At 52.3% G+C, this 26,809-nt stretch carries 23 protein-coding genes and 7 tRNA genes; 27 read left to right on the top strand and 3 right to left on the bottom strand.

What is annotated here, in order from left to right:
- Positions 1-8: 8 nt before the first annotated feature.
- From V8L71_RS11245 to V8L71_RS11235, 3 genes are read right to left on the bottom strand one after another with little or no spacing between them, the layout of a single operon-like run.
- On the bottom strand, positions 9-1,334 hold the full coding sequence (locus tag V8L71_RS11245; RefSeq protein ID WP_336274168.1) for a TRAP transporter large permease: 1,326 nt from the start codon (positions 1,332-1,334) through the stop codon (positions 9-11).
- Positions 1,335-1,337: 3 nt separating this feature from the next.
- On the bottom strand, positions 1,338-1,847 hold the full coding sequence (locus V8L71_RS11240; protein ID WP_336274167.1) for a TRAP transporter small permease subunit: 510 nt from the start codon (positions 1,845-1,847) through the stop codon (positions 1,338-1,340).
- 1 nt (position 1,848) lies between these two features.
- The gene (locus tag V8L71_RS11235; RefSeq protein ID WP_008958409.1) at positions 1,849-2,952 is read right to left on the bottom strand and encodes a TRAP transporter substrate-binding protein; all 1,104 of its coding nucleotides are present in this window, start codon (positions 2,950-2,952) and stop codon (positions 1,849-1,851) included.
- Positions 2,953-3,284: 332 nt separating this feature from the next.
- Between V8L71_RS11235 and V8L71_RS11230 the strand changes: the two genes are divergently transcribed.
- The 27 genes from V8L71_RS11230 (at position 3,285) to V8L71_RS11100 (ending at position 26,728) form a co-directional block, all read left to right on the top strand.
- Positions 3,285-3,360 (top strand) — tRNA-Glu (locus tag V8L71_RS11230).
- 54 nt (positions 3,361-3,414) lie between these two features.
- Positions 3,415-3,489 (top strand) — tRNA-Gly (locus V8L71_RS11225).
- Between the two features lie 95 nt (positions 3,490-3,584).
- Positions 3,585-3,660, top strand: a tRNA-Glu gene (locus V8L71_RS11220).
- 55 nt (positions 3,661-3,715) lie between these two features.
- Positions 3,716-3,790, top strand: a tRNA-Gly gene (locus V8L71_RS11215).
- 87 nt (positions 3,791-3,877) lie between these two features.
- Positions 3,878-3,953, top strand: a tRNA-Glu gene (locus tag V8L71_RS11210).
- A gap of 28 nt (positions 3,954-3,981) precedes the next feature.
- Positions 3,982-4,056, top strand: a tRNA-Gly gene (locus V8L71_RS11205).
- A gap of 252 nt (positions 4,057-4,308) precedes the next feature.
- Positions 4,309-5,277 carry an ABC transporter ATP-binding protein gene (locus V8L71_RS11200; RefSeq protein ID WP_336274166.1) on the top strand — a complete coding sequence of 323 codons (969 nt, stop codon included), beginning with the start codon at positions 4,309-4,311 and terminating at the stop codon, positions 5,275-5,277.
- On the top strand, positions 5,274-6,047 hold the full coding sequence (locus V8L71_RS11195; protein WP_290693196.1) for an ABC transporter permease: 774 nt from the start codon (positions 5,274-5,276) through the stop codon (positions 6,045-6,047). The genes V8L71_RS11200 and V8L71_RS11195 overlap by 4 nt, the downstream gene beginning before the upstream one ends.
- Positions 6,048-6,082: 35 nt before the next feature.
- A complete protein-coding gene (gene queF / locus V8L71_RS11190; protein ID WP_336274165.1) occupies positions 6,083-6,916 on the top strand; it encodes an NADPH-dependent 7-cyano-7-deazaguanine reductase QueF in 834 nt (277 codons plus the stop codon).
- 73 nt (positions 6,917-6,989) lie between these two features.
- Positions 6,990-7,550, top strand: coding sequence for a nitroreductase family protein (locus V8L71_RS11185; protein ID WP_101146123.1), 561 nt, complete (start codon positions 6,990-6,992; stop codon positions 7,548-7,550).
- Between the two features lie 2 nt (positions 7,551-7,552).
- Positions 7,553-8,062 (top strand): YiiD C-terminal domain-containing protein, encoded by a 510-nt coding sequence (locus V8L71_RS11180; RefSeq protein ID WP_336274164.1) that lies wholly within the window; start codon positions 7,553-7,555, stop codon positions 8,060-8,062.
- Positions 8,063-8,168: 106 nt separating this feature from the next.
- Positions 8,169-8,256 (top strand) — tRNA-Ser (locus V8L71_RS11175).
- Between the two features lie 161 nt (positions 8,257-8,417).
- The gene (locus tag V8L71_RS11170; protein ID WP_336274163.1) at positions 8,418-9,698 is read left to right on the top strand and encodes a tyrosine-type recombinase/integrase; all 1,281 of its coding nucleotides are present in this window, start codon (positions 8,418-8,420) and stop codon (positions 9,696-9,698) included.
- A complete protein-coding gene (locus tag V8L71_RS11165; RefSeq protein WP_336274162.1) occupies positions 9,695-10,309 on the top strand; it encodes a hypothetical protein in 615 nt (204 codons plus the stop codon). Before V8L71_RS11170 ends, V8L71_RS11165 begins: the two co-directional genes overlap by 4 nt.
- Positions 10,310-10,430: 121 nt before the next feature.
- A complete protein-coding gene (locus V8L71_RS11160) occupies positions 10,431-10,649 on the top strand; it encodes a helix-turn-helix transcriptional regulator (RefSeq protein ID WP_336274161.1) in 219 nt (72 codons plus the stop codon).
- Complete coding sequence (locus V8L71_RS11155) at positions 10,649-10,918, top strand: hypothetical protein (RefSeq protein WP_336274160.1); 270 nt, start codon at positions 10,649-10,651, stop codon at positions 10,916-10,918. The genes V8L71_RS11160 and V8L71_RS11155 overlap by 1 nt, the downstream gene beginning before the upstream one ends.
- Positions 10,905-11,420, top strand: a complete 516-nt coding sequence (locus V8L71_RS11150; RefSeq protein WP_336274159.1) for a hypothetical protein — start codon at positions 10,905-10,907, stop codon at positions 11,418-11,420. Before V8L71_RS11155 ends, V8L71_RS11150 begins: the two co-directional genes overlap by 14 nt.
- Positions 11,413-12,963, top strand: a complete 1,551-nt coding sequence (locus tag V8L71_RS11145; protein ID WP_336274158.1) for a YfjI family protein — start codon at positions 11,413-11,415, stop codon at positions 12,961-12,963. Before V8L71_RS11150 ends, V8L71_RS11145 begins: the two co-directional genes overlap by 8 nt.
- A complete protein-coding gene (locus V8L71_RS11140) occupies positions 12,956-13,615 on the top strand; it encodes a hypothetical protein (protein WP_336274157.1) in 660 nt (219 codons plus the stop codon). The genes V8L71_RS11145 and V8L71_RS11140 overlap by 8 nt, the downstream gene beginning before the upstream one ends.
- Before the next feature lie 405 nt (positions 13,616-14,020).
- On the top strand, positions 14,021-15,997 hold the full coding sequence (locus V8L71_RS11135; RefSeq protein WP_336274156.1) for a type I restriction-modification system subunit M: 1,977 nt from the start codon (positions 14,021-14,023) through the stop codon (positions 15,995-15,997).
- A 136-nt stretch (positions 15,998-16,133) separates the two neighbouring features.
- On the top strand, positions 16,134-17,114 hold the full coding sequence (locus V8L71_RS11130) for an Abi family protein (protein ID WP_336274155.1): 981 nt from the start codon (positions 16,134-16,136) through the stop codon (positions 17,112-17,114).
- Entirely contained in the window at positions 17,111-18,451 is a 1,341-nt protein-coding gene (locus tag V8L71_RS11125; RefSeq protein WP_336274154.1) for a restriction endonuclease subunit S, read from the top strand. The genes V8L71_RS11130 and V8L71_RS11125 overlap by 4 nt, the downstream gene beginning before the upstream one ends.
- Positions 18,448-19,377: a GIY-YIG nuclease family protein gene (locus V8L71_RS11120; RefSeq protein ID WP_336274153.1), complete on the top strand. Its 930-nt coding sequence runs from the start codon at positions 18,448-18,450 to the stop codon at positions 19,375-19,377. Before V8L71_RS11125 ends, V8L71_RS11120 begins: the two co-directional genes overlap by 4 nt.
- An 18-nt stretch (positions 19,378-19,395) precedes the next feature.
- Positions 19,396-20,580: an HNH endonuclease gene (locus V8L71_RS11115; protein ID WP_336274152.1), complete on the top strand. Its 1,185-nt coding sequence runs from the start codon at positions 19,396-19,398 to the stop codon at positions 20,578-20,580.
- A gap of 15 nt (positions 20,581-20,595) precedes the next feature.
- Positions 20,596-23,793 carry a type I restriction endonuclease subunit R gene (locus V8L71_RS11110; RefSeq protein ID WP_336274151.1) on the top strand — a complete coding sequence of 1,066 codons (3,198 nt, stop codon included), beginning with the start codon at positions 20,596-20,598 and terminating at the stop codon, positions 23,791-23,793.
- A gap of 587 nt (positions 23,794-24,380) precedes the next feature.
- Complete coding sequence (locus V8L71_RS11105) at positions 24,381-25,517, top strand: chymotrypsin family serine protease (protein WP_336274150.1); 1,137 nt, start codon at positions 24,381-24,383, stop codon at positions 25,515-25,517.
- A 689-nt stretch (positions 25,518-26,206) separates the two neighbouring features.
- Positions 26,207-26,728, top strand: coding sequence for a hypothetical protein (locus V8L71_RS11100; protein ID WP_336274149.1), 522 nt, complete (start codon positions 26,207-26,209; stop codon positions 26,726-26,728).
- Positions 26,729-26,809: the final 81 nt, after the last annotated feature.

Here is a 26,809-nt window from a genome sequence, read left to right as displayed (position 1 = left end):
GATCATGGTTACCAGCCAATGGCGTTCGGCAGCCAGGTGGCAATGCTGGGGAAAATAAACACCAGCGCAACGGCCAAGAATTGCAGCCCGATAAACGGTAAGGCGCCCTTGTAAATATCCAGCGTGGTGACCTCTTTAGGCGCCACCCCCTTGAGGAAAAACAGCGACCAGCCAAAGGGCGGGGTAAGAAACGAGGTTTGCAGCACCAGCCCCACTAGAATGCCCAACCACACCATATCGACGCCCATCTGGACAAAGAACGGTAAAAATAGCGGCAGGGCAATATAGCTGATCTCAATCCACTCCAGGAAGAAGCCCAGCACGAACATCAGCAGTAGCATAAACAGCAGCGCCCCTAGCTCGCCACCGGGCACCCAGTCAAACATGCGGGCCACAAGATGCTCGCCACCCAGGCCACGGAACGCCAGCCCAAATACCTGCGCACTGATCAAGATAAAGAACACCATCGCCGAAATCACCAGCGTGGCCTTGGCGACCTCCTTGAGCAGCGTGAAGGACAGCCGACCCGAACAGGCCACAAACACCAGCGCCCCCAGCGCCCCCATCGCGGCAGCCTCGGTAGGCGCGGCAATACCGCCAATAATTGAACCCAGCACTGCAAATACCAAGCCTACCGGCGGGCCCACCACGGTGATCACCTTCATCAGCAGTTGGCGTCGCCCCATCGCTTTACGCTCCTCAATGGGGATGGGGGGCATCAGGTGAGGGTAGAGTTTGGCGATGACCAAAATGGCAATGATATACACCGCCGCGAGCGTTAGCCCCGGCACCATGGCGGCTGCAAACATCGTACCGACGGACTCGCCGAGTATTTCTGCCAGCAGAATGAGCACCAGGCTGGGCGGAATAATTTGCCCCAAGGTGCCGGACGCGCAGATCATCCCGGTGGCCAGCGTTTTAGGATAGCCACGACGCAGAAGCGTTGGCAGCGTGAGAAGGCCCAGCGTCACGATGGTGGCGCCGACAATGCCGGTGGCGGCGCCCAATAAAACGCCGACTAAAATAATCGCCACGCCCATGCCGCCCGATAAGCCGCCAAACAGGTGGCCAATCACATCGATCAGCTCTTCGGCCAGCTTCGATTTCTCCAGCATCACCCCCATAAACACAAACAGTGGTATGGCCATAAAGGTGTAGTTGGTGACCACACCATAGATGCGCGATGGCAGCAGGTTAAACAGCATCGGGCCAAAGCCGATATAACCAAAGAAAAAGGCCGTTGCCGCAATACTGATGCCCACCGGAATGCCGATCAGCAGAAACACAAAAAAAGCCACGATCATACCGATCGCTAGCCACTCATTAGGAGACATGCGTTATTCACCTCGTGTGGGTAGGGCAAACACCTGACGCAGCGCGTGGGCCAACCCTTGCAGCGCGAGAAGGATAAAGCCAAATGGGATCAGTGATTTAAGCAACCAGCGAAGAGGCATGCCGCCTGGGTTTGGCGACGCCTCACCACGGGCGTACGACTGCGCTATCCAGGGCAGCGTCAGCCAGGCGATGTACAGGCCCATCACCAGCAGCAACAGCCCGCCGATCACCTCGATCACCCGTTGTAGCCCCGCCGGGAAACGCTCATAAAAGACGTCGACGCGTACCTGCTCGCCCATCAGCAGCAAATAGGACATGCCAAATAGGGCAATCGGCGAGATCAAGTGCCACTGCAACTCCTGCAGCCATACCGAGCCAACGCTAAACGCGTAGCGCATCAACACATCGCCAGCGTCAAGCCCGACTAATACCACGCAGGTCCAGGCGGCGATCCAGCCAAATAGCCGAACCACCGCCTCAACGCCGTGGACAAAAAATGCCACGGTGCGCATATCAGACTCCGATAATGTCGTTTAACCAGGCACGTTCACTGGCACCTGCCCAGCGGTCGTGGTTGGCTTTGAATGCCATGTAGCTATCGTGGACTTTGCGAACCAGCGGGTCGGCATTGGCCTCTGTGGCCAGCGTGTCTTGGGTGGCTTCACGCAGCGCATCGACAACGGGAGTGGGCAGCATGCTGGCCGTCACGCCCTCGTTTTCGACCAGATCAGTCATGGCTTCACCGTTCACCGCTTCTGACCAGGTGACACTCTCCAAGCAGGCCGCCATACAGGCCGTTTTGACGATCATTTGCAGGTCTTCCGGCAAGCTATCCCAGTGAGTTTTCGAGATCAGCAGTTCGCCGGTGGTGGAGGGTTCGTGCCAACCGGTGGTGTGGTAGAACTTGGCGGCGTTGTGAAGCCCCATGCGGCGGTCCTGGAAGGGGCCAACGAATTCGGCGGCATCGATCACACCCCGTTCCAACGCGGGGAAAATTTCGCCACCGGGCAGCACGCGGGCATCCACACCTAGCGAGGAGTACACCTGGCCTGCCAAGCCGGGAACGCGCATGCGTAGACCGTTGAGCTGGCTAATATCCTCGATAGGCTCTCGGAACCAGCCCGTCATCTGCACACCGGTATTGTTCAGCGGGAACGCCACCATGCCATAGGGCTCATACACTTCGTGCCAGAGCTCCAGGCCGCCGCCGTGATAAAGCCACGCCATATGGCCCATAAAGCTCATCCCAAACGGCACAGTCGTAAAGTACTGGGCCGCAAAGGTGGTGCCGGACCAGAAATAGCTATTGGCCGCATTCATTTCGATAGTGCCGCTTTGAACGGCTTCAAAGCCTTCAAAGGCTGGGATCAGCTCACCGGAAGAGAAGTGCTGAATATTGAGGCGGCCGCCGGACATGGCGTTGATCTTGGCGATCACATCCGTAGGGCTGCCTGGGCCTTCCACGTAAAAGGGCGAACCGGGGCTGTAGGCATTGGTCATGCGCCAGTTAAAGCTTTCCGCTGATTGGGCGCGAGCGATAGAGGGCGCACCCAGTACCAGGCCAGCAGTGGAGGAGACGGCTGCCGTGGTGAGAAACTTGCGGCGGGATAAGGACATAGCACACCTCATTAATTGGGAAGTAGTCAGCAAGGGAACACAATGAGCTAGCAAGGGGCGTGCCATAAAAATCGATTTTATTATAAATAAAAGATTTTTAACGATTTTGTAGGAGGTCAGGAGGGGAGTAAAACTAAGTAAAATAAGTGCTTGCACCGATATGACGCCGAATTATCACACTGAGCACTTTCAACGTGCATGGCTGTGACGTAACCCCACGCTTTGCTTGTAGGTAATTGAAAGCTAGCCAATTAGGTTGGTGAAGGGGAGAGAGCTTGACAGCTCAATAAGGTCTGAGTAACATACGCGCCACCTCGACGAGGCATTGCAACGTCCCATTCGTCTAGTGGTCTAGGACACCGCCCTTTCACGGCGGTAACAGGGGTTCGAACCCCCTATGGGACGCCACTTATTCTTTTTCTTTCTAGAGCTAGAGTAAGCGGTCGTCAGGGTTATCGGAATGCGGGAATAGCTCAGTGGTAGAGCATCGCCTTGCCAAGGCGAGGGTCGGGAGTTCGAATCTCCTTTCCCGCTCCAATTAGGTGTGTGGTAAGTCAGGCGAGGTCGGGAGCTGGAACGCCAGCCCGGTCGAATCTACTTTCCCGCTCCAAAGTAGTTGAAGTAATTACAGTGTCCCATTCGTCTAGTGGTCTAGGACACCGCCCTTTCACGGCGGTAACAGGGGTTCGAACCCCCTATGGGACGCCACTTCCGATAAGTTAGGTAAAAAGCTTAGGCAAAAAGCTAAGCAAGTGTTCTATAAGCGGGAATAGCTCAGTGGTAGAGCATCGCCTTGCCAAGGCGAGGGTCGGGAGTTCGAATCTCCTTTCCCGCTCCAGTTTAGGTGTGTGGTTAGTCAGGCGAGGTCGGGAGCTGGAACGCCAGCCCGGTCGAATCTCCTTTCCCGCTCCAGTTTTGATATATAGTCCCATTCGTCTAGTGGCCTAGGACACCGCCCTTTCACGGCGGTAACAGGGGTTCGAACCCCCTATGGGACGCCATCTAGCGTTACACGTCGTTTTTTGCGTTGCGGGAATAGCTCAGTGGTAGAGCATCGCCTTGCCAAGGCGAGGGTCGGGAGTTCGAATCTCCTTTCCCGCTCCATTTTGGATGTGTGGTAAAGAGTATCGCCTTACCAAGGCGAGGATCGTGAGCTGGGGCGCCAGTCCGATCGAATCTCCTTTCCCGCTCCAAGCACTTTTATGTTCACTATTTATTATTTCTATGATGCATCAGCTACTTGCTGGGCGTCATTTTTTGCGTGTCTGGCGCTTGGTGATCTTTATCACCTTGAAAAAAGTCGTTTGCGCCCTAATGTTTTACCTTCTCTTTTTATTTTGCTGACAGGACATGTTCATGGCCGAACCGGCATTGTCGATCCGTGGCCTTACCAAAGTGTATGGCAACGGCTTTCAGGCACTCAAAGGTATTGATCTCGACGTCCAGCAGGGCGATTTTTTTGCTTTGTTGGGCCCCAATGGGGCCGGTAAATCCACCACGTTAGGTGTGGTCTGCTCGCTGGTGCAAAAAACTGCGGGCCAAGTGTCCATCTTTGGCATTGATGTTGATAAAGACTTCGCCAAGGCTAAATATCAGCTAGGTGTCGTGCCTCAGGAGTTCAATTTCAACCAGTTCGAAAAGGTGCTCGATATCGTGCTGGCCCAAGCGGGCTATTACGGCATGACCAGTCGCGAAGCCTTGCCTCGTGCCAAGCAACTGCTGACGGATCTTGGTCTATGGGAAAAGCGCAACGGCAGCGCGCGCATGCTCTCCGGTGGCATGAAACGCCGCCTGATGATTGCCCGGGCGCTGATGCATCGCCCCAAACTGCTGATTCTCGATGAGCCAACCGCAGGCGTGGATATCGAACTGCGTCGTAGCATGTGGGAGTACATGCGGCGGATCAACCAGGATGAAGGCACCACCATCATTCTGACGACGCACTACCTGGAAGAGGCCGAGAGTCTCTGTCGCAATGTGGCGATCATCAATAATGGCGACATTGTGCGCAATACCAGCGTGCGGGAGCTACTGGCCGAGCTTGATACCGAGACCTTCCTGATCGATTTGGCTGAGCCAATCGCAGAAGTGCCCCACATCGAAGGGTTTGAATTGCACCAGATAGAGCCCACCCAGCTTTCGCTGCTGGTTCATCGTGGGCAGCGCTTGAACGATGTGTTCAAAGCGTTGAGCGAACAGGGTATCGAAGTAGTATCCATGCGTAACCGGGCCAATCGCCTGGAGGAGATGTTTGTGTCGATGGTAGAAGGTAGCGGCCAAGGGGCGATAGACCAGCGCGTCGAGAAGAAGGAGGAACGCGTATGAACGCTACGCAAACATTGATCGCACTATGGACGCTGGTGCTCAAAGAGATCAAGCGCTTCACGCGCATTTGGCCGCAAACGCTGCTGCCGCCTTCGATCACCATGGCCATGTACTTCATCATCTTCGGTAATCTCATTGGTTCGCGGATTGGCGACATGGATGGCTTCAGCTACATGGACTTTATCGTCCCGGGGCTGATCATGATGTCGGTGATTACCAACAGCTACTCCAACGTGGCATCGAGCTTTTTCTCGAACAAGTTTCAGCGTTCGATTGAAGAGATGATGGTCTCGCCAATGCCCAACTGGGTGATTTTGGCTGGCTTTATCCTGGGTGGCATGGCACGAGGTTTAGGCGTTGGGCTGATTGTGACGGTCGTTTCGCTGTTCTTTACGCGTTTGACCATGGAGCATCCGTTGCTCACGGTATTAGTGGTGGTACTCACCTCGGCGCTGTTCTCCATAGGTGGCTTTATCAACGCCTTGCTGGCGAACAAGTTCGATGACATTTCTATCGTGCCAACCTTTATTCTCACGCCGCTGACTTACCTGGGTGGGGTGTTTTACTCTATCTCGATGCTGCCAGACTTCTGGCAGGGCGTTTCCATGCTCAACCCCATTCTGTACATGGTTAATGTCTTCCGCTACGGCTTTCTGGGTGTCTCGGATATCCCCGTTGGTTGGGCACTGACTGCTATTTTCGCCTTCATCATCGTGTTATTTGTGGTGGCGTTAACCATGCTAGAGCGTGGTAAAGGTATTCGCAGCTAGTGGTCATACAGCACAGTAAGAGAGAGTAATTATTAATGGCTCATCGTCCAGACACGTTAGAACACGCCCCCCTGGGGCGTGACTCCGCTTACCCTGAGGAGTACGACGCGGGGCTTCTCTACCCCATCCCCCGTGCGGCCAACCGGGCGCCACTGGGTATTGATGAGGGCGTTTTACCGTTTGTGGGCGAAGATGAGTGGCACGCCTTTGAAGTCTCCTGGCTGAATAGCCGCGGCAAGCCCATTGTCGCCGTGGCGCGCTTTCGATTACCCGCAAGCTCGCCCAACCTGATTGAATCCAAATCGTGGAAGCTCTACCTCAACAGCTTTAATCAATCCCGGTTTTATAGCCGTCAGGAAGTGATGGAAACGATGGCCAATGACCTTGCCGTGGCGGCGGGGGCTGAGGTGAGTGTCGAGCTGTTTGATGTGGATGCCTCAGAGCTTTCACCACAGCAGTTGCCGGGTGAATGCTTGGACGATTTGGATATTGCCATCAACGATTATACGCCAAGCAGCGCACATCTCTCGGTAGGGGACGAGATCGTCGAAGAGACCCTCTATTCCCATCTGCTGAAATCTAACTGCCCCGTCACCGGCCAGCCGGATTGGGGAAGCGTGTTGATTCGCTACCAAGGGCCCAAAATCGATCGCGAAGGGTTACTGCGTTACCTGATTGGGTTTCGTCAGCATCAGGATTTTCACGAACACTGCGTTGAGCACATCTTCACCGACCTAATGACCCATGCAAAACCAACGCAACTGCTGGTGCTGGCGCGTTACGTGCGTCGTGGTGGATTAGACATTAGCCCCTGGCGCGCAACGCCTGGTCTAACGCCGCCCACGCCGCTGCGCCTAGCAAGGCAGTAAACGGCAATGTTATAAATGACGATGCTATCAATGGCGGTACTCAGTAGCCCACCGATTGGATTTGGAGTTATTAATGGACGCACTCACGCTACTTCACGAACGCAGCTCGATGGGCAAGCTGATTGAGCCAGCGCCTAGCAGCGAACAGCTAAGCGACATCTATCAAGCCGCTTTGCGGGCGCCTGACCATAAAGAGCTGCGCCCCTGGCGCTTTATAGAGTTCAGCGGGGAAGGGCGTGAGCGCCTGGGCGAACTATTTGCCGAGGCGGAGTTCCAGGAAAATCCTAGCGCCGACGACGATACGCTCAACTCGGCGCGCAAAAAGCCGCTGCGGGCGCCGATGATTATCGCCGTGATTGCCAAGGTCACGCCTGGACTCGAAAAAGTGCCCAAAATGGAGCAAGTAATTTCCGCTGGCTGCGCCGCCCACGGTATTCTGCTTGCCGCCCATGCGCTGGGTCTTGGCGCCATGTGGCGCAGTGGCAAGTACGCGTTTGACCCGGTGGTACGCAAAGGATTAAGCCTGGATGAAGATGATGAAGTCGTCGCCTTTATCTACTTGGGCACCTTGGGCGGACGGCATAAGCCCGTGGCACAACATAACGTTGCTGACTTTGTGGAGCGTTGGGACTAGCTATGAATCTGCCCCGTAAGCCAGGCATCCCGCACCCACGTCTGCCACTACCGGAAGGCCAGCAGGAAGACTTAGCCGTCTTTCAGCAGTGGCTGAGTGACGCCATTCCCATGGTAAGTTCGCTAGGCATTAGCGAAATGTCGCGCCAAAGCGATCAGCTGACCTGGCAGTTAGCACTGGCGCCTAGCCTTAACGACAAAGGCACCGGGTTTGGTGGGGCGCTATCCGCGCAAACCACGTTACAAGGCTGGTGTTGGGTCACCTTATGGCTGCGCGAACAGGGCATCGCCCGCGATGTGGTGGTTGCCGAGGCCACCCAACGCTTTCTAGCACCGGTCACCGATAATTACCGTTTGGTGTGCACACCTGCTGAACCTGAAGGCTCCTCTCAACTAGCCCAGCAGCTTGAGGAGCGTGGGAAAGGGCGCATTGCGTTAACCCATCAGCTTTATTGTGGTGAGACGCTCTGTCTGGAAGCCAGTGGCAATTACGCGGTGCTGCCGTCACGCTAACCGAAGCGGTAATCGGCCTGAAAAGGCTTGCTATTTCGAGGCTTAGCCCATAGTATGTGCGCCGTTCTGTCGCGAAAGGTAAAGCCTTTCTACAGCGCCAAAACGCGGAGGGGTGTCCGAGTGGTCGAAGGAGCACGCCTGGAAAGTGTGTAAGCCGCAAGGCTTCGAGGGTTCGAATCCCTCCCCCTCCGCCATAACATTTTAAAAAACCCGCTAACAGCGGGTTTTTTTGTGCTTTGATATATTAAAATCAATAACTTACATTCGCATGGCGTTTTATCGGGTTGCACGGCATCGCACACAAGCGCAAAATCTATGTTGGGTGAGATGTTGGGTAGAAAATAGGGGTCCCGTTATGCCAAGACAAACGAAGCCATTAACCGCGCTGGAAGTGAAGCGGATCACACAACGTGGGCTTTATGCCGCTGGTGAAGTGCCTGGCCTGTATCTGCAAGTGGCCAAGGGAGGTACGCGGTCTTGGGTGCTGCGTTATGCCACCGGGGAGACACGCTTAGCTGCATCTGGTAAGCCGTTCAAGGTGCGCCGCGATATGGGGCTGGGGAGTTACCCTGGCGTCACACTAGCGCAAGCCCGCGATAAGGCCCGCGCTGTTCGTGAGAAACTGGATGCAGGCATTGACCCAGTAATTGAGCGCAAAGCCTCCGACCAATCACGCCGCGCTGCTGAGCTGGCGCGTATGACCTTCACGGATGCCGCCGCCGCTGTTATCAAGATTAAGCAGGCAGAAAGCCGCAACAGCAAACACGGCAAGCAATGGCAAACCACGCTAGAAACTTACGCCTTTCCCACCTTGGGCAAAATGGCCGTATCAGATATTGAGCTGGTACACGTTAAGCAAGTGCTGGTGCCGATCTGGGAAACCAAAACGGAAACCGCTACCCGCCTTCGCCAGCGTATTGAAGCGGTATTGAACTGGGCAACGGTTCACGGCCACCGTAGCGGCGATAACCCGGCACGCTGGAAAGGCAACCTCGACACCGTGTTACCCGCGCCCTCCAAAGTGGCTAAGGTCGAGCACCACCGCGCCATGCCGATAGATGCCATGCCGACGTTCTGGCAATCCCTTGAAAAGCGCACCGGGGATGCGGCCAAGTGCTTGGCGTTCACGATCCTGACCGGTTGCCGTTCTGGTGAAGCCCGCGGCGCTCGCTGGGATGAAATAGACCTAGCCAACGCCACTTGGACGATACCTGCCGACCGCATGAAAGCAGGCAAAGAACACCGCGTTCCGTTATCCGCGCCAGCACTCGCCTTACTCAAAGCACAGCCACAGACACGAGAACACGTATTCCAAAGCCCACAAGGCAAGCTGCTGTCTGATGCAGCCATGACCGCCTTGCTCCGCCGCATGAAAGAGGATCACCGGACAACGGTTCACGGCTTTCGGTCAACGTTCAGGGATTGGATGGCAGAGCGCACAGCCACCCCGCACGAAGTGGCAGAGGCCGCGCTGGCACACAGCATCAAGAACGCCACAGAAGCCGCTTACCGCCGCAGCGATCTGTACGCCAAGCGTGCCCGCGTGATGGATCAATGGGCCGCTTACGTCACCACACCGGCACCGGCTGGCACTGGCAACGTCGCACCGATCCGAGGAGAGGTAACTGGTTTATGAGCGCCAGCAGGCAAGAGCAATATGACAAGGCAAAGACGCTTCTGGAGCATGCTTTAAGCCTAGGGGATGATTGGTTTAATAAATGGTTAATGCCTGATCAATTGGCCTTTATGTACGGAAACTGGGATATAGATGACTCTACTCAATATCATTCTTTCTTGGTAATCACAGTGCTGCTTGCTATTAAGGATGCGCGAGAACTAATCGATGAAAATGATGAAGCCATACTTCAAAAAAAGTACGGGCAGAAGCAATTGATCTTAACGGATCGAGAGCGTTTCGATGAGGTGTTACAAAAAGCGGGGGAGCTTCTTAAAAGCACAGGTTGCCTTCCCGAGGACAAGTTTCCTGACATCGTAGCCGGTTATCTTATGGGCGATATTACTCCACCAAAGAAAAAAACTAGGAAACCAGACTTTGGCAAGCGAGAGGGGATTATCGCGTTACTTATGTTAGCGAAAAGTGCAGGGCTCAACTGGCATAAAAATGATGCTACTGAAAATGACATGAATGCTATCGATCTTGTCTCTAAAGTGACGAAAATCGGTGCTTTATCATTAAAAAAGCATTACTTGCCAAATGCAAAGATTGTAAGGAAAACAATAACTTAATATTTAATAAAGTGTGCCGAAGATGAAGGAACACGATTTTTTATAAAATAGGTCTTCTCGAACAGTTTTCTCCACAACGCCATGATTTACCCAGTCATCCACTACGACGAGGTAAATCATCATGGCTGCCAAAACGAAACCCCAGACCACTTCTAAGCCCGGCGTTGAATTTCTCAATGCCAAGCAAGTTGCTAATCGCTATGGCGTTCATCCAGCAAGCATTTATCGCTGGGCTAAGGAAAGCAATTTTCCTAAGCCCATTAAGCTAGGCCCGAACGTCACCCGCTGGCGCTTGACAGACTTAGGAGATTGGGAAGCAACACAGCAGGAGGTGTCGTAATGATTACGTCTTCTCCTCATTTTCAAAAATCTGAATCTGCCCAACATCATTCCACCTTGATTGTGGGGGATCATCGAGTGATGGGCGGCATCAGTGCAGCGCAAGGCTGCTTGCTATCTCTTCTTTCTGAGACTGACATACCTCTAAACGACTATTACAGGCATGGACTTTTATTGGCGCTGAAAGAGCTGACAGGCGTGCTAGAAGCGCGTGTGAGTTATCTCGAAGAGCAACACCTGTTTCCTGGAGGTGAGCATGCGAACGATTAATCAGGAAAAAGCACGGGGGGGGAGTAGGTCAACGCAACACGATAATGACCGTAGCATCAAAAATACACGACCTGACGTTCATGCCATGCTGGCGCGTTTTGATAAGGTTCGCGAAAACGGCCCTGGCCGTTGGCTGGCGTGCTGCCCAGCCCATCAAGACCGATCACCTAGCCTAGCAATACGTGAGACGCCAGACGGCACCCTTCTAATGAAGTGCTTTGCTGAGTGCCCCACAGCGGACGTATTAGCCGCCGTTGGCTTAGAGCTGAAAGACCTGTTCCCTCAGCGTGAGCGCGATGATTACCACGCCAGCAAGCGCCCAGGGGAGCGCTGGGTGCCGCGCGATGTACTTGCTGCCATTGCTCGTGAAGCACTTATCGTACTGCTCGCTGCTCATTCTACTCACCGGGGGGATTGCTTGAGCAGTGCTGATCTAGACCGTTTAGCCACAGCAGCAGGCCGCCTACGAAGTGCGGCTAAGGAAGTGGGCTGCAATGTCTAGTAACGATAACGGTACTGCATGGTTGGATGCCCAAGCACAGCAAATGGTGGAGAAGCCTGCCAATGATGAAGGCAACCTCGATCTATCGCCCGAACCACTGCCGCTTTCACCTAAGCCTCTGTCTTATCCTGTTGAAGCCCTTGGGCCGGTACTTGCCCCGGCTGCCAAACGCTTGGCCTATCACATTCAAGTACCAATCGGGATGGCGTGCCAGTCAGTGCTCAGTGCTGCCTCGTTAGTGGTGCAAGGCCACGTTGATGTAGCCCGGGGGAATATTGGTAGCGGACCAGTAGCCCTTTTCCTGATGACTGAAGGAGAGAGTGGGGAGCGTAAATCCAGTGTTGATAAGATAGCGCTGGCACCAATTCGTACTATCGAAGCTGAGCAGCGGGATCAGTTCGACAAGGTAATGACAAAATTCAGGGCCGAGGATGAAACCTGGGAAATGTGCCGTAAATCGATCCTTGCCGCAAACGAAGTAAAGGGTAAGCAGGCCATGAGCGAAGAGCAGCAAGCCCGCTTGTCAGAACAGTTGGCGGCGCACGATGAATGCCGTCCTAAGCCACCACCTATGCCGAATTTGACGTTCTCGGAGCCAACAGCTGAGGGGATGTATAAGCACCTGAAGGCCAACCATCCCAGTGCTGGTCTTTACAGTGATGAAGCTATCGGTTTTTTCGGTGGGCACGGCATGAGTGATGAGGCGCGAGGGCGCACCATTGAAGCGCTTTGCCACCTATGGGATGGAGCACCGTTAACACGGACACGTGGGACGGTGGGTGAATCTGGCTTTCTGGCAGGTCGCCGCCTATCTACCCATCTGATGATGCAACCAATCATTGCCGATAAGGTACTGGGCGATCCGTTACTCCAAGGGCAAGGGTTTCTGCCCCGGTTCTTAATTTGCCGGGAGCCAAGCCTCATCGGTACCAGGTTGTTAGCCGACCGTGATCCCAGCGCCAGCGTGGACAACGACCCGGATATTGCAGCGTACTGCCGCCGTATCGACGAGCTAGCACGCAAGGAGCTACCCATTAACGATAGCGGCGAACTCGAGCCGCGCTTGCTACGCATCGAAGGCGAGTCTTTTAAAGTGATGTGCGATCTTCACGATGGCATCGAGTCTGAGTTAGTCCCTGACGGTGACTTCCACGATATACGTGCGTTCGCCAGTAAAGCTACGGAGAACGCCGCTCGACTCGCCGCCATCATGGCAGTAGTGGAAGGTATCGACGAAATCAGTGTCGCTCATATCCAACGTGCGGGGCTACTGGTGACGTACTACCTCGAGACGATGAAGAACCGCACCGAAGAGGCACAGCAAGATCAGCAGGAACGCCAAGCCCGCGATTTATTGGACTGGATCAGCAACCACGGCGGCAAGCTACATCAAAATGATTTCAAGCGACTTCCAAGCGCCTATCGTAGCGCCAAAAAGGCTCGTCTGCTTCTCGATAAGCTGGCGCTGGCGGGATACTTAAGAGCTACTAAATACAGTGCTCGTAACAGCGTGACTGAATGGAAAGTAGTGAACGATGTTTAACCCCATTGAGCGCGGTAGGCAATTACGCGAACAACGTGAATATGCTAATAGGGGGAGCTGCGGATTTAGCGGATTTGAGGATAAGTATCAAAAAATTCAGCTACATCAAGGCACTGGTGATAACCCACCGTTTGCGGGCAATGTGCGGATAACTGCGGATAGACCTGTGGATGCACCCACGGGCGAGAAAATCCGCAATGTATCCGCAGTGCATCCGCAGCTTATGAAGGCCTCAACCTCAAGCCTTTCCGCAAATCCGCAAAAACCGCAAAGGGAAGCGGAGATAACGTTGCAACCTCTAGAAGAAGCTACAACGGCTGCGAACGTGGAAACTTTGCTAGCCAACTTATGTATTGTTGGCCGCGGTCTAGGGGGAGTACAAGAGCTGGCGCGCACCACTATGCTTCAACTAAGCCAGAAAGCGGCAGCAGAGCTAGCCGTTGCCCTGGATGATGCTTTTGAGGTGTCACCGGACACCGCTACTGCCGTTGCCCAGTGCCGCAAATTACTCACTAACCCAGCAGCGCTCGAAGCTGCCAAAGCGCTGTGGCCCAGGCTTCCACCAACACCTGCGCCAGCATGTAACAACCTGTTTGCACAAGCTCCCCCACAACAAGAGCCATCCTCTTGGGGGCCACCCATTCCTCCATAGGAAAATATGCCTAGCGTTTGCGCTGGTTTTTTTCCACACAACAGGGAAGCCGAAGCGATAAACGTGAATAGAACGAAACGTGAAAATCAACATATATGCCCGTCTCATGGGCTTTTCAGCGCTTTCATCATGATTGTCTTCCCTAACCAACCGGGACATACCCCAGGGGGCAAGAAAAAAGACGAAAGTGGGAAAACAGGGACATACCCCGGGGGGCAAGAAACAAGGCAAAGCGGGAAAAAGGGACACTCCCCCGGGCAAGAAACCCGATATTAGTCGTGAAACAGGGAGTTGCTTGTAGATGAACCACCTGATTAGTGCTTCTAATGTGTACTGAAGCGGATGGTGAGAATGTGTATGATGGCGCGATCATATACTCATTGCACTTAGACGCGGAGATCCACCGTGAACACGGAAAGTCACTCTCAGCTTGCTGCTTTTATCTGGTCGGTTGCTGACCTATTGCGCGGTGATTTCAAGCAATCCCAGTATGGCCGCATTATTCTGCCGTTTACCCTGCTGCGCCGCCTGGAATGCGTATTGGAGCCTACCAAGGCCGAGGTGCTGAAAGCTGCTGAAGACCACCAGAACAAACCAGAGGCAGTGCGTGAGAAGCTGTTGTTGCGGGCAGCTAATCAGCCGTTTTTCAATGCGTCACCCTTTAGCTTGATCAGCCTGTCTGATACCCAGACCAGCGACGACCTGATGAGCTATGTGCAATCGTTCAGCCAGAGCGCCCGGGAGATTTTCGAGCACTTCGAGTTTGAAAGTTTTGTACAGCAACTCGGCGCCAATAATCTGCTCTATAAAGTCGTGCAGCAGTTCGCGGCCATTGACCTAAGCCCAGCGTGGGTAAGCAATCACGGCATGGGCGGCATCTTTGAAGAGCTGATTCGCAAGTTTGCCGAAAGCTCCAACGAAACCGCCGGGGAGCACTTCACGCCCCGCGATATCGTTCACCTGACCACCTCACTAGTGCTCACTGGACAAGAAGCCAAGCTTAAGCCTAATAGCATTGTCACCGTTTATGACCCGACGGCGGGCACCGGCGGGTTTCTTTCCGAGAGCGATGACTACATTCAGCAGGTCAGCCAGAATGTCACCGTCTCGTTGCACGGTCAGGAACTCAACCCCGAGTCCTACGCGATCTGTAAGGGCGATATGCTGGTCAAGGGGCAAGAAGTCGAGCAGATCAAGCTGGGCAACACGCTCTCTGAAGACCAGCTGGCGGGGGAACGGTTTGACTACATGCTCTCCAATCCGCCGTTTGGCGTCGAGTGGAAGAAGGTCCAGAAACAGGTCACCGATGAGCACAAACATCGCGGCTACGATGGCCGTTTTGGCCCCGGCCTGCCGCGCGTGTCGGATGGCTCGCTGCTGTTTCTGATGCACCTGGTCGCCAAGATGCGCACCCGCCAAGACGGCGGCTCGCGGATTGGGATCATTCTTAACGGCTCACCGCTGTTTACCGGCGGTGCTGGCAGTGGGGAATCTGAAATTCGCCGCTATCTGTTGCAGCACGACATGGTAGAAGCCATCGTCGGCTTGCCCACGGATATGTTCTATAACACCGGCATTGCTACCTATGTGTGGGTGCTTTCCAATGACAAGCCCGCCGAGCGCAAGGGCAAGGTGCAGCTGATTAACGCCACCGGCCGAGCCAGCAAGATGCGCAAATCGCTGGGTAGCAAACGCCAGTACATCACCGATCGCGATATTGACGATGTTGTACGGCTGTATGGCGTTTTTGAAGAGAACGATGAAAGCAAAATCTTCCCCGTGGAAACCTTTGGCTACCGGCGTATTACCGTCGAACGACCGTTGCGGCTCAACTTTGCAGCCAATGCCGAGCGCGTAGCCAAACTTAATGATGAAAAAGCCCTACAAAAGCTAGATGATGCCGAGAAAGCCGCACTCAAAGCCGCTTGCGAACAGCTCGGCGAGCAGCGCTATACCAATCGCAAGACCTTTACCAAAGCACTTGACGCGGCACTAAAAGCCGAAAGTTTGAAAGTCAGTGCGCCAGTACAGAAGGCGATTCTCAATGTGCTCTCCGAGCGTGACCCAGAAGCGGATATTTGCCTCGACAAAAACGGCAACCCCGAGCCAGACACCAGCCTGCGCGATAATGAAAACGTGCCCTATAACGAATCGGTGTTTGACTACTTTGAGCGTGAAGTAAAACCCCATGTACCGGATGCCTGGATTGATCAAGACAAACGCGACGAGCTAGATGGCCGCATTGGCATCGTCGGTTTCGAGATCCCTTTCAACCGCCACTTCTACCAGTTCACTCCCCCGCGCCCGCTGGAGGAAATCGACGCCGACCTCAAGGCCTGCACTGACAAGATCAAGCAGATGATCGAGGAGCTGTCGGCATGAAGCAAAGAGGCATTCAGTCGGGTATTTCACAGTCATTGACTATGGAAGGGGCATGCCCTAATATATATCGCAATACACCCGCCATGCCTCTCACTGAAGCACACTTTGGCGGGTTTTTTGTGCCTGGAGATCGGGCATGAGCGACTTCCAAAAGCCTGCACACAGCATCGAAGAGCAGATTGCAACGCTTCGCGGCCGTGGCCTAGCGATACCCGACGAGGCTCGGGTACGTCACTACCTAGCCAATATCAGCTATTTCCGCCTTTCAGCCTACACACGTCCCTTCTACCAGCCAGGCCTCCAGGAGCATTGTTTTCTTGAGGGCACCTCCTTTGAGGATGTGCTGAGGCTTTACGTCTTTGATCGCGAGCTCCGCCTGTTGCTGCTTGATGCCATCGAGCGGTTGGAAGTCGCGTTACGTGCCCAGTTGACCAACACGCTGGCTGAGCACCACGGCCCTCATGGCTACCTGAATCCCGCTATCTTCGACACTCGCTACAATCATGGATGGCTGTTGGAGAAGCTGGAAAATGCGGCCAAGGGGCGAGAGATCGAGACCTTCCTGGCGCATTATCACAAGAAGTACCGATCAGCCCCTAATCAGCCGCCCATCTGGATGGCGGTGGAGCTGTTGACCTTTAAGGAAGTCTCGACCCTGTTGGCTAAGCTGCGGCTACCAAAAGATACCCAGCGCATCGAGCAGCACTTCGGCTGGAAGATGCCGGTACTGAGATCCTGGTTCCGCAGTCTGTCCGATCTGCGCAACATCTGTGCACATCATGGCCGAGTCTGGAACCGCGAGTTCGGTAGCCGCCCCGAGATGCCAAGAAAGATTCCAGTCGGCTGGCCAGGCATCCCTAATAGCATCGAAACGGGATCTCATGAGCACCCTGGACAGCGACTCGATCCGAGGCGGCGCCTATATCTTCAGTTAGTGGTGATTGAATCGCTGATGCAGGTTGTGTCTCCCACGAGCCAGTGGGCCGAACGATTGGTGACACTGCTGGATCACTATCCCCAGGTGTCACGACCACACATGGGCTTTCCTGGGCATTGGGACACAGAGTCTTTCTGGCGTGAGGCAGTGATGAACGCAAGAGAAGGAGCAACGGTATGAGCTACCCAGCCTATCCCGAATACAAGGACTCCGGCGTTGAGTGGTTGGGGGAAGTGCCAGCGCATTGGGAGGTTAAACGGCTGAAGCATCTCCTGATACAAATAACTGACCGAGCAAATCGGCGGTCTAATCCAATTGCGTTGGAGAACATTGAGAGTTGGTCAGGGTGTTATATCGAGACAGAATCCGATTTTTCCGGTGAAGGAATTGCCTTTCAAGCGGGAGACCTTTTGTTCGGTAAGTTGCGTCCATACTTGGCCAAAGTCTACCTTTCTAAATTACCAGGAGAGGCATTGGGTGATTTTCACGTAATTCGCCCAAGTGCCAAACTGGTGCCCCAGTTCGCATTCCATCAGCTATTGCAACGCCAATTTATTTCGGTAGTTGACGGAGCGACTCACGGAGCAAAAATGCCACGGGTAGGGTGGGAAGTGATGGGCAACATGCCGTTTATTAATCCACCAACCACTGAACAGAAGACCATCGCCACCTTCCTCGACCACGAAACCGCCCGCATCGACGCATTGGTGGAAGAGCAAAAGCGCCTGATCGCACTGCTCAAGGAAAAGCGCCAAGCGGTTATTTCCCATGCCGTTACCAAAGGACTCGACCCCAATGTGCCGATGAAAGACTCCGGGGTGGAGTGGCTGGGGGAAGTTCCGGCGCATTGGGAGGTATTGCCCGCCAAGTTTTTATTTAATTTTATTACGAGTGGGTCTCGTGGTTGGGCTGAGCACTATTCGGATGATGGAGAGCTTTTCTTTAGAATTACAAACCTTACTCGTGACACGGTTCACCCGAAGTTGGAATCAATAAGATATGTTAGCCCACCCGCAGGTGGTGAAGGTGAAAGGGCACGAATACAGATTGGAGATATTTTGATTTCAATAACAGCTGATCTTGGCTCTGTATGTGTAGCTAGTGAGGGCATAGAGGGTGGCTATGTCAGTCAGCATGTGGCGCTAGCGAGGCCTAACCACAACATTGGGTGCCCTGCATGGCTAGCATATTTTGTACTTGGAGATGTTGCCAAGGCACAGCTTTTAGGCTCTGGATATGGCGGTACAAAAGTCCAGCTAAGCCTAGAGGATATACGCGAAATGATTATAGCCTTGCCTCCTAAGCGTGAGCAGCATGCTATATATCAATACCTGGATGGTCGATTAGCAAGGCTTTCAGCATTGCTGGAAGAGGCTTCAAATATGATCATTATTTTGAAAGAACGCCGCTCCGCCCTGATCTCCGCCGCCGTTACCGGCAAAATCGACGTGCGTGGCTGGCAGCCGCCAATGGGCTCTGTAGTATCTACAGAGGCCTCTCAGTTGGAGGCGGTATGACGCAGGGACGTAGTATTCGGCTTTTTCTGGTGGACGGCACATCCAATGGGCTGCTTACCGCCGAGATTATGAACTGGACAGGCCATGTGCTCACCGGCCCGCGCACCAAACTGCCTGAACTGGTGCAGCGCCCTGAGTGCGGCCGCACTGGCATTTATTTTCTGGTTGGCCCTGATATTGAGGGCAGCCCGCGCCCGCAGGTTTATATTGGCGAAAGCGACGATGTTAGCACCCGCCTGAAACAGCACAACCGGCCAGAAGACAAAGGCGGTAAGGACTTCTGGGAAAAGGTTTGCCTAATTACCAGCAAGGATCAGAATCTCACCAAGGCTCACGTAAAGTACTTGGAGAGTCTGCTGATTCAGTCGGCGGGCGAGCTTGGCCGCTGCAAGCTGATTAATGGTACTGCCCATGAGTACATCAACCTTCCGGAATCCGACCGTGCCGATATGGCGTTCTTTATGGAACAGATACGCACAGTGCTGCCAGTGCTGGGGTTGGATTTTTTGAGAGTGAGACCGGCTATTTCCAATCAACAATCTGTAGCGCCAGTGCCTGATGCTAAGTCACCCAAATTTATCGCTGAAGTGCCTCGCCATGGTATTAAGGCCTTTGGGCAAGAAATTGATGGTGAATTTTATGTGCTTAAAGGATCGACGGCACGGGGAGCTTGGAACGGCGTAAAAGGCGGCTACCAGTCGTTATATCAACAACTTTGTGACGATCAGGTGTTGGTGGACTGTGATAAAGGTCTGAAAATCTTTGCCCGCGACTATGCGTTTACAAGCCCCAGCGCTGCCGCTGCGGTATTTTGTGGCCGCAGCGCTAATGGGCGTCGTCATTGGAAGCTAGAAAGCACTGGCCAAACGTATGGGGCTTGGCAGGATCAGCAAGTAAGTGCTGTGGTAGAGAATGTTTCAGAATAGAAAAATTCAGGTGTTTTCATGACGACAAAAAATAAGAAGCAAAAAAGAAAAGAAGAGTCTGGACGCCTGGGTGCAATCAGGCGAAGAATTGAGGGTCATCAGAATAAAATAGGTGCTAAGGCGCAAGATGAACGATTGGCCAGACAGATAGCTGGAAACCTATATAGTGCCTTAAATGATAATGATAATGATAATGATAATGGTGATGGTGATGGTGCAACTGTAGATGCTGATACTAAAGATTGCTCAGAGCCATCTATGTATGATGAGACCCATTATCTTTGGGTTTTTGAGCCAGCTGATTTAGACGATATGTCGGTTGAGCAAGTTTTTGAAGTTTGGAAGCACCGGGAGCAGTTATGTGGCTCTAAAGAAGTTGCAGCGGAGACGCTTGCCATTATTGAGGTTGCAGATGAGGTGGTAGAAAGCTATCAAGGATGGCAAGGCTATATAAATAGAGTTGAAATTAGTGCATTGGAAGTTCCGTTTTTGTCTGACGACTCTGAAGAAAGCTATGTTAATGGAATTGAAAAAAACGCTTTAAATATAGCTCATGTTTTAGAATTGAGTGATGACGATGTTAAATTAGCTTGGGAGAATAGACCTGACAGCTTTGCTAGCATTGAGGCAGCGTGTCAAGCTCTGGCTTTATTAAGGAAAAAAGCAGGGTTGGTGAACTCCAGCGCATGGCAAGCGTTGATTGAGCATGATGAAATAGAAAAACTAAAAGATTACCTTCCTTATGAGGGAGCTTCTCTCAGCTTCATTAAAAGTGAGACTGATAAAAAGCCGATAGATTCTATTACGTTTGATGAAAAAAAGCGTCGAACAAGCGTTTCTGTTGTTAGGGAAGGACAGCAGGATTTTCGAAAGCAAGTGCTTAAAAATTATTATGGCAGTTGTTGTATTTCAGGTAGTCGCATAACCGAAGTTTTGGAGGCGGCCCATATAAGCCCTTATACGGGTCAACATTCGAACAGGTTAGATAATGGTTTGTGTTTACGTGTAGATATACACAGACTTTTTGATAATTTTTTAATCTCCATTAACCCTGAAAAACGACGAGTAGAAACGAGTTCAAAAATTAAAAATGATCCTGAGTATGGCCAGTTAGAAGGAAAGCAGATAATGAGAGGTAAGGTGTTGGCATCAGACTACTTTCTGAGTCAGCATTATAGAACTTTTTGTAAACGCGAAATATAAAAGCCTGGGGGTAACATGGCCGACAGCAGGGAAGCGCAGTTCCAACAAGACATCATCGACGCCATGGCTACCGGTGGTTGGAAAGTGGGCACAGCCAACGGCTATGACCGCTTCTCAGCGCTCTATACCGAAGACTTGCTGAGTTATGTGAAAGAGGCCTGGCCCGAGCGCTGGGAAAAGTTCTGTAAGGCCAATCCGCAATCCTCTGAGCAGGTGTTTGTGCAGAAGGTGGTACGCGAGCTGGAGCGGGCGGGCACGCTAGAGGTGCTGCGCCACGGTTTTAAAGTGCCAGGGGTGACGTTTGATCTGTGCAGCTTTAAGCCCGACCACACCATGAACCCCGAGGCGCTCTCCCGCTACCGTGCCAACCGCCTGCGCGTGGTGCCGGAGGTCTCTTATTCCCCCCATGCCCGAGAGAAGGGCAAGGGCGGTGAAAGTTACAACCCGCGCTTAGATCTAGTGCTGTTCGTCAACGGTATTCCTACCGCCACCTTAGAGCTAAAGAGTGAGTTCAAACAGTCGGTAGAAAATGCCAAGCGCCAGTACCGCCATGATCGCCCGCTAAAAGACCCCCTTAATCGCAAGGTAGAGCCGCTGCTGGCGTTTAAACGCGGCGCGCTGGTGCATTTTGCCGTTAGCCAAGCGGAAGTGGCGATGACCACCAAGCTGGCGGGTAAAGAGACGTTCTTTCTGCCGTTTAACCTGGGCACCGGAGGCGGGGGTGCTGGTAACCCTCCACCAGAAGATGACAACAGCTACGCCACAAGCTATTTGTGGGAGCAAGTGCTTTTGCCGGATGCTTGGCTGAAGATTCTCGGGCGCTTTTTGCACTTGGAGCAAAAAACTACTGAAGACTTTCACGGGCGGCGCAAAACGAAAGAAACGCTGATTTTCCCGCGCTACCATCAATGGGAAGTGGTTAATCAATTGATTGAGACCACCCAAGCTGAAGATGGCGGCCAGCGCTATCTAGTTCAGCACAGCGCTGGCTCGGGTAAGTCTAATTCCATTGCCTGGCTGGCTCATCAACTCGCCAATCTCTACGATGAAAGCGGCCAGCAGAAGCGCTTCAACTCTGTAATTGTGGTGACTGACCGCACAGTGCTGGATAGCCAGCTACAAAACACCATTTACCAGTTTGAGCATGCGCATGGCGTGGTGTGTCCCGTTACCCGCGATGTCGGCAACCAGAGTAAATCTGAACAGCTGGCTGAGGCGCTGGCGAGCAATACCCGCATCATCATCGTCACCATCCAGACCTTTCCTGCGCTGTTCGATGCGTTGGATAAGCGGCCAACACTTGCCGAAGGCCGCTATGCAGTAATTGCCGACGAAGCGCACTCTTCGCAGGCGGGCGATTCTGCGCGCAAGCTCAAGGCGCTGTTAGCCGCCGCTGGCGAGAGCGCGGAAGATGACGAGGAAATCAGTGCAGAAGCAATGCTGGATGTGGCCGTGTCAACTCGCCGCCCTAATGAGCGCATCAGCTACTACGCGTTTACTGCCACACCCAAAGCCAAAACACTAGAACTGTTTGGTCGTGTGCCAGATCCAAGCTTGCCGCCAAGTGCGGACAACAAGCCCGAACCATTTCATCTCTACTCGATGCGTCAGGCTATCGAGGAAGGCTTTATTCTTGATGTGCTGCGCAACTACGTGACCTACAGCACCGCCTGGAAACTGGCCCATTTGGAGGATGAAGAACAGGAAGTAGACGCCAAAAAAGCCTCCCGTGCGTTGGCCAAGTGGGTACGCTTGCATCCTTACAATATTGCGCAGCGCGTAGAGGTTATTGTTGAGCACTTCCGCGCTAATGTGCGCCACCTGCTGGACGGCCAAGCCAAGGCCATGGTGGTCACCGCTAGCCGCCAAGAGGCGGTGCGCTACCAGCTGGCTATGCGGGAGTACGTGGAAACTCAAGGCTATAGCGACGTTCATCCCTTGGTGGCCTTTTCGGGCACCGTACCGGCAGATGAGATAATTCCTGAAGAAGTAAGCGAAACCAGCAAGCTGCTCAACCCCGGCGTGCGTGGGCGTGATTTAGCGGCGGCGTTAGATACCGACGATTTCAACGTGATGATCGCTGCCAACAAATACCAGACCGGCTTTGACCAGCCCAAACTATGCGCCATGTACGTGGATAAGAAGCTGCAGGGCGTGGACTGCGTACAAACGCTCTCGCGGTTGAACCGCTTGTTTCCCGGCAAGCAGACGTTTATTCTCGATTTCTTCAATGAACCACAAGAAATTTTAGAAGCGTTTGCCCCGTATTACCGTAAGGCAACGTTGGCTGACGTTTCCGACCCGCAGGTGGTGTATGACCTTAAACGCACGCTGGATGCTAACGGCATTTATCACTGGCCCGAGGTGGAAGCGTTCGCTACCGCTTTCTTCGATCCTAAAGCCCCAGCATCACGATTAAGCTATTACTGCCAGCCCGCTCAAGATCGCTTTAAGAAGCGCTATGAAGTCACCGTTGAGCAACAGCAGACCTGGAGGGAAGCCCGCTACCAAGCGGAGCAGCAGGGCGACGATAAAGGCATAAAGCGTGCCAAGCAGGAGCTGGAAGACGCCGGTAAAACCCGCGATGAGCTTGACCTGTTTCGTAAAAACCTACAGAGCTTTGTGCGCACCTATGAATTTCTCAGCCAGATTATTCACTTCGATGATACTGAATTAGAGCAACTGTGCGTTTACGCCAAGCACCTGTACCCCCTGCTCCGTATCGACCGGTTATTAATTGGCGACCCTATCGATGTCAGCGAGCTTGAGCTGGACAGCTACCGGCTGACTAAACGCGCCGAACAGAGACTTTCGCTTGAAGAGGAGAGTGGCGATTATGGCCTGAAACCAATCTCAGATGTTGGTTCCGGCAAACCCCATGACGCTGAAACTCAACGCCTAAATGAGATCATCGAGCGCCTGAATGACCTCTACGGCGCAGATATTAGTGATGGAGATAAGCTGCATTTTGCCAATGGCATTGCTGACCGCATTGAACGTGATGATGCTGTCATGGCCCAGATCAACCACCATGACGAAACCCAAGTGATGCACGGGCTATTTCCTAAACGAGTCACCGACGCCGTGTTAGACGCTATGAACGACCATGAAAAACTGAGTATGCCGCTGCTGGAAAACGAAGAAACTGGTAGGCAGTTTGCGCTGCTTATTTTGAAGCTGTTGGCAGGGCGGGAGGCCAGGGCATCAAACTAGTAACGAAGCGAGTTCTTAGGCTGAGCTGCTGTTGCCTTATTTGAAAATGAACTCAGCGACTGCACTTTGAGGGGACGCTTCACGATTCTGCGGTAGATCGTCTTTTGGCTGTCGAAGGGTGCTCTGGCAGGAATAGCTTGTGTTCGAATCCAGGCTTTGGTCGGCTTGGCCACCCTGCTACAGGGTGGTGCGCTTCTGTTACTACTGGCTGAATGACTGAAAGGGCAACAAAAAATTATTACAGGCCGGATTGGGCGCCCCTGTTGGTAAATTAGGCTCTTTCGCCCCGGGGTATGATGGCCTAACCTGACAGAAGAATTATCCAAATGACTTTGTGCTGTACTTTACTGTGATAGGCTTGAAGCCAGTGCAATATGGATAAAACTGGAGCGAATCAAAGAGCGGGCTGCGCGGAGGAAGATACCGGCCATCAGCAATGATAGTTCTTAGCTTGGTTTTGAGCGGTAAAAATGCTTTGTGTTTTAATGCTTCATAGTAGGTTGAAGGTATTTTAAACACTTGGTAGGTGGCAGTTAAATCTTCTGTTTCTTAATAAAAAATGTGTATGAAATATTATAAGGGAATTTATGGAATTAAATAATAAAGTGAGCGCGAAATATTTTGCAAAGATCGTTTATGAGTGGGCTAGGCGTAATGGGGCTCTGGCTATGAGTAACTCTCCAAGTTCCGGAGCTTCTCACGATTTGAATGAAGTTTTTGAGCTTGAAGGAGAGGAGTTGCAGGAGGTTGAAAGAGTTCTCAAGCGAGTAAAGTTAACGGCTATAGTGCATGACGAAAAAAACGGTAGTATAGCGCTTCTTTGTAAAAATGCTGTTTCTCCCGCGGCTAAGAAAAAAATTCCATCAGAGTCGCATGGAATAAACTTCGGATTGATCGGGAAAGTTTCACTTGAGTCCAACCCGCCAGCCACTCCATCCTCTACTGAGGCTGGATCTCCAGTATGGTTTTCTCATCAAGGAGCCTTGGCCTGTGGAAGTTCAGTTACTGCGGCGACGGATCCTGGCGCGGGCACTTTAGGCTTCTTAGCTACACGGTCAGATGGGACACTCGTGGGCGTGACTAATAACCATGTTACTGGGGGGTGCAATCACACTCCATATGGAATGCATATTATGTCGCCTTCACCATTTGATGCTGTTCCAGGAGGACCAGAACCGACTGCAATAGGCAAGCATTCTGGGTTGGTGCCTATTTTAAGTGGTGATCCTGGTCAAATTCATCTACAAGAACTAGATGTTGCTATATTCGATGTTACAAAACCTGAATTGCTATCTTCAATGCAAGGTGAAGGACTTTATGATACACCAGCTGAAGTAGCTGATCCTGAATCTAATCTAAGGGTAAAAAAGGTTGGTAGAACAACAGGATTGAGGACAGGTGTTATTTTAGGAAGGGTTTCCACTACTTTATCTATTCCTTATAAGTCCAGTAAGTTTAACTCATTAGTTCATTTTGATGATGTATGGGCAATATTGGGAGATAATGGCTCAACTTTTTCCGAGCCTGGTGATAGTGGGGCATTGGTTGTTTCTGAAGATGGCGATCATGCTTTGGGGCTAATATTTGCTGGCGGCGGTAATACATCATTCATGATCCCGGTGAGAAAAATTCTGGAACATTTTAATCTTAGCCTTGCTTGTCAGTATAATACTGAAAAGGGCGATCAAGATGATAAAGTCCAAGAAGATGAAAATGCTGCTTGATTCTTTAAAGCTTTCTTCTGAGGAGGCATCGGTGGTGGAAGATGATAGCACGCAGCCTTCGAGCTTAACTGTCATTGTGTATGGCAAGTCTCTGCCTATGGGGACGGAACCCATAAATAAATGGCAAGGGCATCCAGTTAAGGTGATTTGCACTGGAGGAAAGCTAAGGCTGCAATTATAGTTCTTTACAATATCCGTCAGTGAGGCAGGGCTTGTCAGGATGAACATTAGTAAAGAGCTCATCCTCATTGCCATGAGATTTCAGCATGCAATAACTGGAAAACGAGCGGAGGCAGATTGCGCTACTGTTTCGCAAGTATCTGGCGAGGAGTGAGACTATTGTTCCTTTGAGGTTGCTCGAAACGAAAGTAAAAGCCGTTGCATTACATCGCATACACTCATATGCAGTTACTTTTTTTATGTAGGGTGAGATGTTGGGTAGAATTTTATATTGATAATAAGTGTTTGTTTTTTTATATGGATAGGGCGGACTCCCCCTCCGCCAGAACATCTTAAAGGGCATGTTTTCGAGGCTTTTCAATAGCTTAGAGGACATGCCCTTTTGCTTATTTACCACATGTATTTACCACATCTCTTTAAGTTTTTTTTTGGGTCCAACGCTACTAATGCTCTGTGTTCCATGTTGCTTTACACTAATGATCTCTCAATAGGTTTAGTAGAGGTTGTTCATGGATCTTCAGGATTTATACCGCGACAGTGTATTCATAGAGAAGTTGAGTGGCGAAAATCTGGGGCCTGTAAAGGCATCAGTCCAGAAAGGCAAAATTCACCTTCAAGCCAAGCATCCTCTAGAGCCTGGAGATATACTGGTTAGGGAAATGCCTTTCGGTAAACCCGAGCGCTATGTGGTAGAAGACCCTGGTTTCAGGCAAGGTGTTCATGGTGCCATCCCCCCGCATTTTCAGGCAGAAGTAACTCGTGAAAGCCAAGCTAGCGCGCGCGGAGATAACTCACAGAAACCCGCACCAGCGCAAATCACCTACAACGTCTATGGTGGTCATGCTCGCTTCAACCAGAATTCTACTGACAACTCCGTGAACGTCACTGTAGAGGCTGGCGAATCACTGTTTGAGGACTTGAAGAGTGAGCTTCGTTCCAATATCGCTGACCAGCAGCGTTTGGATGAGCTACTTTCTCTTGTCAGTGATATGTGCGTATTCCGCCCTATCGTGACCGCCCATTCCGTTTGAACGTGACCGTCTGTTCTGGATGATGGTGACCGCGCATTCCGTTTTATCGTGACCGATTTTGGGCAGTTTTCCGGAATCGCC

The organism is Vreelandella indica (assembly GCF_037070225.1).
Lineage (GTDB): Bacteria > Pseudomonadota > Gammaproteobacteria > Pseudomonadales > Halomonadaceae > Vreelandella > Vreelandella arctica.
Note: the sequence above shows the minus strand (reverse complement) of the source record. Positions and strands in the feature narration are given on the sequence as shown.

What these genes read in the sequence shown, in the direction of transcription:
- V8L71_RS11245 (WP_336274168.1), bottom strand. Translation starts at nt 1,334, where the DNA reads ATGTCTCCTAATGAGTGGCTAGCGATCGGTATGATCGTGGCTTTTTTT.
- V8L71_RS11240 (WP_336274167.1), bottom strand. Translation starts at nt 1,847, where the DNA reads ATGCGCACCGTGGCATTTTTTGTCCACGGCGTTGAGGCGGTGGTTCGG.
- V8L71_RS11235 (WP_008958409.1), bottom strand. Translation starts at nt 2,952, where the DNA reads ATGTCCTTATCCCGCCGCAAGTTTCTCACCACGGCAGCCGTCTCCTCC.
- V8L71_RS11200 (WP_336274166.1), top strand. Translation starts at nt 4,309, where the DNA reads ATGGCCGAACCGGCATTGTCGATCCGTGGCCTTACCAAAGTGTATGGC.
- V8L71_RS11195 (WP_290693196.1), top strand. Translation starts at nt 5,274, where the DNA reads ATGAACGCTACGCAAACATTGATCGCACTATGGACGCTGGTGCTCAAA.
- queF (WP_336274165.1), top strand. Translation starts at nt 6,083, where the DNA reads ATGGCTCATCGTCCAGACACGTTAGAACACGCCCCCCTGGGGCGTGAC.
- V8L71_RS11185 (WP_101146123.1), top strand. Translation starts at nt 6,990, where the DNA reads ATGGACGCACTCACGCTACTTCACGAACGCAGCTCGATGGGCAAGCTG.
- V8L71_RS11180 (WP_336274164.1), top strand. Translation starts at nt 7,553, where the DNA reads ATGAATCTGCCCCGTAAGCCAGGCATCCCGCACCCACGTCTGCCACTA.
- V8L71_RS11170 (WP_336274163.1), top strand. Translation starts at nt 8,418, where the DNA reads ATGCCAAGACAAACGAAGCCATTAACCGCGCTGGAAGTGAAGCGGATC.
- V8L71_RS11165 (WP_336274162.1), top strand. Translation starts at nt 9,695, where the DNA reads ATGAGCGCCAGCAGGCAAGAGCAATATGACAAGGCAAAGACGCTTCTG.
- V8L71_RS11160 (WP_336274161.1), top strand. Translation starts at nt 10,431, where the DNA reads ATGGCTGCCAAAACGAAACCCCAGACCACTTCTAAGCCCGGCGTTGAA.
- V8L71_RS11155 (WP_336274160.1), top strand. Translation starts at nt 10,649, where the DNA reads ATGATTACGTCTTCTCCTCATTTTCAAAAATCTGAATCTGCCCAACAT.
- V8L71_RS11150 (WP_336274159.1), top strand. Translation starts at nt 10,905, where the DNA reads ATGCGAACGATTAATCAGGAAAAAGCACGGGGGGGGAGTAGGTCAACG.
- V8L71_RS11145 (WP_336274158.1), top strand. Translation starts at nt 11,413, where the DNA reads ATGTCTAGTAACGATAACGGTACTGCATGGTTGGATGCCCAAGCACAG.
- V8L71_RS11140 (WP_336274157.1), top strand. Translation starts at nt 12,956, where the DNA reads ATGTTTAACCCCATTGAGCGCGGTAGGCAATTACGCGAACAACGTGAA.
- V8L71_RS11130 (WP_336274155.1), top strand. Translation starts at nt 16,134, where the DNA reads ATGAGCGACTTCCAAAAGCCTGCACACAGCATCGAAGAGCAGATTGCA.
- V8L71_RS11125 (WP_336274154.1), top strand. Translation starts at nt 17,111, where the DNA reads ATGAGCTACCCAGCCTATCCCGAATACAAGGACTCCGGCGTTGAGTGG.
- V8L71_RS11120 (WP_336274153.1), top strand. Translation starts at nt 18,448, where the DNA reads ATGACGCAGGGACGTAGTATTCGGCTTTTTCTGGTGGACGGCACATCC.
- V8L71_RS11115 (WP_336274152.1), top strand. Translation starts at nt 19,396, where the DNA reads ATGACGACAAAAAATAAGAAGCAAAAAAGAAAAGAAGAGTCTGGACGC.
- V8L71_RS11110 (WP_336274151.1), top strand. Translation starts at nt 20,596, where the DNA reads ATGGCCGACAGCAGGGAAGCGCAGTTCCAACAAGACATCATCGACGCC.
- V8L71_RS11105 (WP_336274150.1), top strand. Translation starts at nt 24,381, where the DNA reads ATGGAATTAAATAATAAAGTGAGCGCGAAATATTTTGCAAAGATCGTT.
- V8L71_RS11100 (WP_336274149.1), top strand. Translation starts at nt 26,207, where the DNA reads ATGGATCTTCAGGATTTATACCGCGACAGTGTATTCATAGAGAAGTTG.